This window comes from Prochlorococcus marinus (assembly GCF_001180245.1).
Lineage (GTDB): Bacteria > Cyanobacteriota > Cyanobacteriia > PCC-6307 > Cyanobiaceae > Prochlorococcus_A > Prochlorococcus_A marinus_F.
The window spans coordinates 1-216 of the sequence record NZ_CVSV01000042.1; the positions used below are offsets into that span (position 1 = coordinate 1).

General features: G+C 36.1%; 1 protein-coding gene. It reads left to right on the plus strand.

The window, feature by feature from the left end; all coding sequences use genetic code 11:
- Positions 1-216: AIR synthase related protein (locus AMO19_RS01440; RefSeq protein WP_146255915.1), on the plus strand; the 216-nt coding region annotated here is incomplete at both ends.

Here is a 216-nt window from a genome sequence, read left to right on the forward strand (position 1 = left end):
ATGTTGATTTACTGAGAGGAGTTGTATCTGGTATTGCACATTATGGGAATTGTGTTGGTGTGCCGACAGTTGGAGGTGAAATTAATTTTGATGACAGTTATTCCGGAAATCCTTTAGTAAACGTTATGGCTTTAGGACTATTAGAGACTAATGAAATCGTTTGTTCTGGAGCTAAAAATATAGGATCACCAGTATTATATGTTGGCAATACTACTG